General features: G+C 69.7%; 1 protein-coding gene. It reads left to right on the top strand.

Annotation, left to right across the window (positions count from 1 at the left end):
* Positions 1–106: 106 nt before the first annotated feature.
* Positions 107–5,211: type I polyketide synthase (locus tag AB0D04_RS42065; protein WP_362712713.1), on the top strand; the 5,105-nt coding region annotated here is incomplete at its 3' end.

Consider the following 5,211-nt stretch of genomic DNA (forward strand, 5'->3'; position numbering starts at 1 on the left):
TGAGGCTGCTTCTGAGGAGGAGTTGTGCTCGCCGGCGTACTGGGTGCGTCAGGTACGGGAGGCAGTCCGCTTCGCGGATGCGGTGCGTTCGGCTGCGGGTCAGGGTGTGACGCGGTTTGTGGAGGCCGGTCCGGACAGCGTCCTGGCGGCCCTGGCCAGCACCATCCTGGCCGAAGACGAGACCGACCACATCAGCATTGCGACGCAGCGCGCCGATCGCGACGCGGAGCACACCTTCGTCTCGGCACTCGCCCAGTTGCACGCGGTCGGTGCGGGCGTCGACTGGAAGCCGCTGTTCGCGGGCGGGCAGAGGGTCGATCTGCCGACGTATGCGTTCCAGCGGCAGCGGTACTGGGTGAAGACTTCTCCGTTGCGCGCGGGGGACCTGCCGTCGGTGGGCCTGGGGACGGTCGGGCATCCACTGTTGGGGGCGGCCGTGACGTTGGCTGACTCCCATCACGTGGTGCTGACGGGCCGGTTGTCGCTGTCGACGCATCCGTGGCTGGCTGATCACGCGGTGTTGGGTTCGGTGGTGCTGCCGGGGACCGCGTTTGTTGAGTTGGCAGTGCGTGCGGGTGATCAGGTGGGTTGCGATGTGGTGGAGGAGTTGACTCTGGAGCTGCCTTTGGTGCTGCCGGAGTCGGGTGGTGTGGCGCTTCAGGTGTGTGTTGATGCTGAGGAGGGTGCCGGGCGTCGGTCGGTGAGCGTGTATTCGCGGCCGGAGGGGGATGTTGAGGGGCCGTGGGTTCGGCACGCTTCGGGTGTGCTGGCTCGGGGTGGCGTCCCTGAAGCGACCCGGGGTGGGTTTGGTGTGTGGCCGCCGGCTGGGGCGGAGTCGGTGGACGTCGAGGGGGCGTACGAGGCCCTGGCAGGTGCGGGGTACGGCTATGGGCCGGTGTTCCGGGGCTTGCGTGGGGTGTGGCGTGAGGGCGGCGCCGGCGGTGGGGTGTGGGCGGAGGTGGCGTTGCCTGAGGGGGTTGAGGGTGTTGAGGGGTTTGCTGTGCACCCTGCGTTGTTGGATGCGGCGTTGCATGCGGCTGGTGTGGGTGGGTTGTTGGAGTCGGGTGGGGGCGAGGGACGTCCGCGGTTGCCGTTCGCGTGGTCGGGTGTGCGGGTGCATGCGGTGGGCGCGACTCGGGTGCGGGTTCGGCTGATTGCTCGGGGCAGTGATGCGATGTCGGTGGAGGTCGCCGACGAGAGTGGCGCGTTGGTGGCGACCGTTGAGTCGTTGATGTTCCGCGCGGTGGGTGCCGGTCAGCTGGCGGTCGGGGGTGTGGGCGGGGGGACGCTGTTCGATGTCGAGTGGCAGTCGTTGCCGCTGGCCGACGTCGTTTCCGACCCGCTCAACTGGGTTGGACTGGCAGGACTTGAGGGCGCTGGAGGGACCTTCGTGGACCTCGCGGCGCTTGGTGCCGCCCTCGACGGCGGGACATCGGCACCTGCGGTCGTAGCCGCGGAGATCACCCCCGGTGCTTCCGCGTCTTCCGCGGCCTTCTCGGGAGCCGCCGAGGCGTTGGGGTTGGTGCAGTCGTGGCTTGCCGATGAGCGGTTTGCTCAGTCGCGGCTGGTTGTGGTGACGCGGGGTGCGGTGGGTGTGCTTCCGGGCGATGCGGTGGACGGGCTGGCGCAGGCGGGAGTCTGGGGTCTGGTGCGTTCGGCGCAGTCTGAGCATCCGGGCCGGTTCGTGCTGGTCGATCAGGACAGTGCCGCGGGGCTGGATGCGGCTGTGCTGGCCGGCGTACTCGCGGGCGATGAGCCGCAGGTGGCGGTGCGTGGTGGTGAGGTGTTCGTGCCGCGCCTTCGGCGGGCGGTTCGTCCCCAGGGTGAGGACGCGGTCGTACGGTCTGTTTCCTGGGGTGCCGAGGGCGGTGCTGAGGGCACGGTTCTGATTACTGGTGGTACGGGCACGTTGGGTGGTCTGCTGGCGCGCCATCTGGTGGTGGAGTGTGGTGTGCGTCGTCTGTTGTTGACCAGTCGGCGGGGGGTGGATGCTCCGGGTGCTGGGGATCTGGTGGTGGAGCTGGAGGCTTTGGGTGCGGAGGTGCGGGTGGCGGCGTGTGATGCTGCCGACCGTGACGCCCTGGCCGGGGTGCTGGAGTCGATTCCGGCCGACCGTCCGCTGACCGCGGTGATCCACGCCGCCGGCGTACTGGATGACGGAATCGTCGAATCACTCACGCCCGAGCGAATCCGCACCGTACTGAGCTCCAAGGCCGATGCCGCCTGGCACCTGCACGAACTCACCCGCGACCGCGACCTGTCGGCGTTTGTCCTGTTCTCCTCGGCGTCCGGTGTCTTCGGTGCTCCAGGGCAGGCCAATTACGCGGCGGCGAACACTTACCTCGACGCACTGGCACAGCACCGGTCGGCTCAGGGTCTGCCGGCGACCTCACTCGCCTGGGGCCTGTGGGAGCAGGCCAGCGGCATGGCCGGTGGCCTGGAGGACGGGGACCGCTCGCGGGTCACCCGTTCCGGCGTGGAGGTGCTGACCACGGCGGACGGTCTGGCGTTGTTCGACGCGGCACTGGCGGTGGATGCCGCAGTGGTGGTGCCGATTGCCTTGGACCTGGGCCGAGTACGGGCGCGCGCTGCGCGCGCCGGCGTGTCGGCCTTGCTGCGTGGGCTGGTGCGGGTGCCGGTGCGGCGTGCCGTACGGGCCGGCAGCGGCGACGCGGGCGAGCTCGCCGGCCGGCTGGTCGGGCTGGGCGACGCGGAGCAGGTGCGGCTGGTGACCAGTGTGGTGTGCGCGCACGTCGCCGACGTGCTCGGGCACGCCTCGGCGAGCGCCGTGGACCCGGCCCGGTCGTTCACAGACGTGGGCTTCGACTCGCTCACCGCGGTCGAACTGCGCAACCGGCTCGGAGCGGCGACCGGCCTCCGGCTGCCCGCGACATTGATCTTCGACTATCCCCAACCGACCATGCTCGCGGACTATTTGCGCCGTGAACTGCTCGGACTGCGTAGCGAGGCCACCCGCTCCGTACAGACCACGACATCGACCACGGACGAACCGCTGGCGATCGTCGGCATCGGCTGCCGCTACCCCGGAGGCGTGTCATCCCCCGAGGACCTCTGGCGGCTGGTGGCGGCCGGCGGTGACGGCATCACCTCCTTCCCCACGGACCGAGGCTGGGACCTGAGCGCGCTGGCCGGCGCCAACCCCGACGCGTCCGGAACCTCGTACACCACCGAGGGTGGGTTCCTGCACGAGGCCGCCGAATTCGACGCCGAATTCTTCGGCATCTCGCCTCGCGAGGCGCTGGCGATGGACCCCCAGCAGCGCCTTCTCCTCGAATGCGCCTGGGAGTCCTTCGAAAGCGCCGGCATCAACGCGTCCCTGCTGCGGGGCAGCCGGACCGGCGTCTTCACCGGCCTGATGTACCACGACTACGCCTCCCGCGTGACCTCCATCCCGGACGAGCTGGGCGGCTACCTCGGCACCGGCAACTCCGGCAGTGTGGCTTCCGGTCGACTGGCCTACCTGTTCGGCCTGGAGGGGCCCGCGGTGACGGTGGACACCGCGTGTTCGTCATCGCTCGTCGCCTTGCACCTGGCGGCACAGGCGCTGCGCAGTGGAGAGTGCTCGCTGGCGCTGGCTGGTGGCGTCACGGTGATGGCCACACCCGGCCCGTTCGTGGAGTTCTCGCGGCAGCGGGGCCTGTCCGCGGACGGCCGTTGCAAGTCCTTCGCCGAGTCCGCCGACGGAACGGGCTGGGGCGAGGGCGCCGGTGTGCTGCTGGTGGAGCGGCTCTCGGACGCGCAGCGCAACGGGCACCCCGTCTTTGCCGTGGTGCGCGGCACCGCCGTGAACCAGGACGGCGCCTCGAACGGTCTGACGGCGCCGAACGGGCCCTCCCAACAGCGTGTGATCACACAGGCCCTGGCCAACGCGGGCCTGTCGACCACGGATGTGGACGTGGTGGAGGCGCACGGCACGGGCACCAAGCTGGGCGACCCGATCGAGGCCCAGGCCGTGATAGCGACTTACGGCCAAGACAGGCCGGAGGACCGCCCGCTGTGGCTGGGATCGTTGAAGTCCAACATCGGGCACACGCAGGCCGCTGCGGGGGCCGCCGGCATCATCAAGATGGTGATGGCGATGCGGCACGGCGTGCTGCCCAAGACGCTGCACGTGGACACTCCGTCCTCTCAAGTGGACTGGTCTGCAGGCGTGGTGGAACTGCTGACCGAGGCCCAACCCTGGCCCGAGACAGGCCGGTCGCGTCGGGCCGGAGTGTCCTCCTTCGGGGTCAGCGGAACCAACGCGCATGTGATTCTGGAACAGGCGCCAGAGACACAGCCGGTGACGGGACCGAGGCCGGGCTCGGGCCAGGGCGCGAAGTCTGGCGAGTCCATCTTTTCCGTCGCGGATTCCGCAGTTGGCGGGCCGGTGGCGTGGGTGCTGTCGGGCAAGTCCGAGGTGGGGTTGCGGGGGCAGGCGGAGCGGTTGGGTGCGTTTGTTGCTGAGCGCCCGGAGTTGTCGTCTGCGGATGTGGGTTTCTCGTTGGCGTCGTCGCGGGCGGTGTGGGACTACCGGGCTGTGGTGGTGGGGGGTGACCGGGAGTCGTTGTTGGCGGGGGTTGGGTCGGTGGCGTCGGGTGTGCCGGGCGTGGGGGTGGTGTCCGGCGTCGTCGGCTCGGTGGGCTCTGGTGCTGGTCCGGTGTTGGTGTTTCCGGGGCAGGGTTCGCAGTGGGTGGGTATGGCGGTGGGGTTGTTGGATTCGTCGCCGGTGTTTGCGTCCCGGTGGGGGGAGTGTGAGCGGGCGCTGGGGTCTTTTGTTGACTGGTCGTTGACGGAGGTTGCTCGTTCTGGGGATTCGGTTGTGCTGGAGCGGGTTGATGTGGTGCAGCCGTTGTTGTGGGCGGTGATGGTGTCGCTTGCTGAGGTGTGGCGGGTTGCGGGAGTGGAGCCTGCGGCGGTTGTTGGTCACAGCCAGGGGGAGATTGCTGCGGCTGTGGTGGCGGGTGGTTTGTCGTTGGAGGACGGCGCCAGGGTGGTGGCGCTGCGCTCGCAGGCGATCAGCGCTCTGTCGGGTGCGGGCGGGATGTTGTCGGTGCCGCTGCCGGTGGCCGAGGTCGAGGCGGTCCTGGCCGGGCGCGATGGACTTGGTGTTGCCGCGGTCAACGGTCCTGGGGTCACGGTGGTGTCCGGTGATGCGGGTGCTCTGGATGAGGTGCAGGCGGCATGGGAGGCCGAGGGCGTACGGGTTCG

The sequence above is a fragment of the Streptomyces sp. NPDC048483 genome (assembly GCF_040651455.1).
GTDB lineage: Bacteria > Actinomycetota > Actinomycetes > Streptomycetales > Streptomycetaceae > Streptomyces.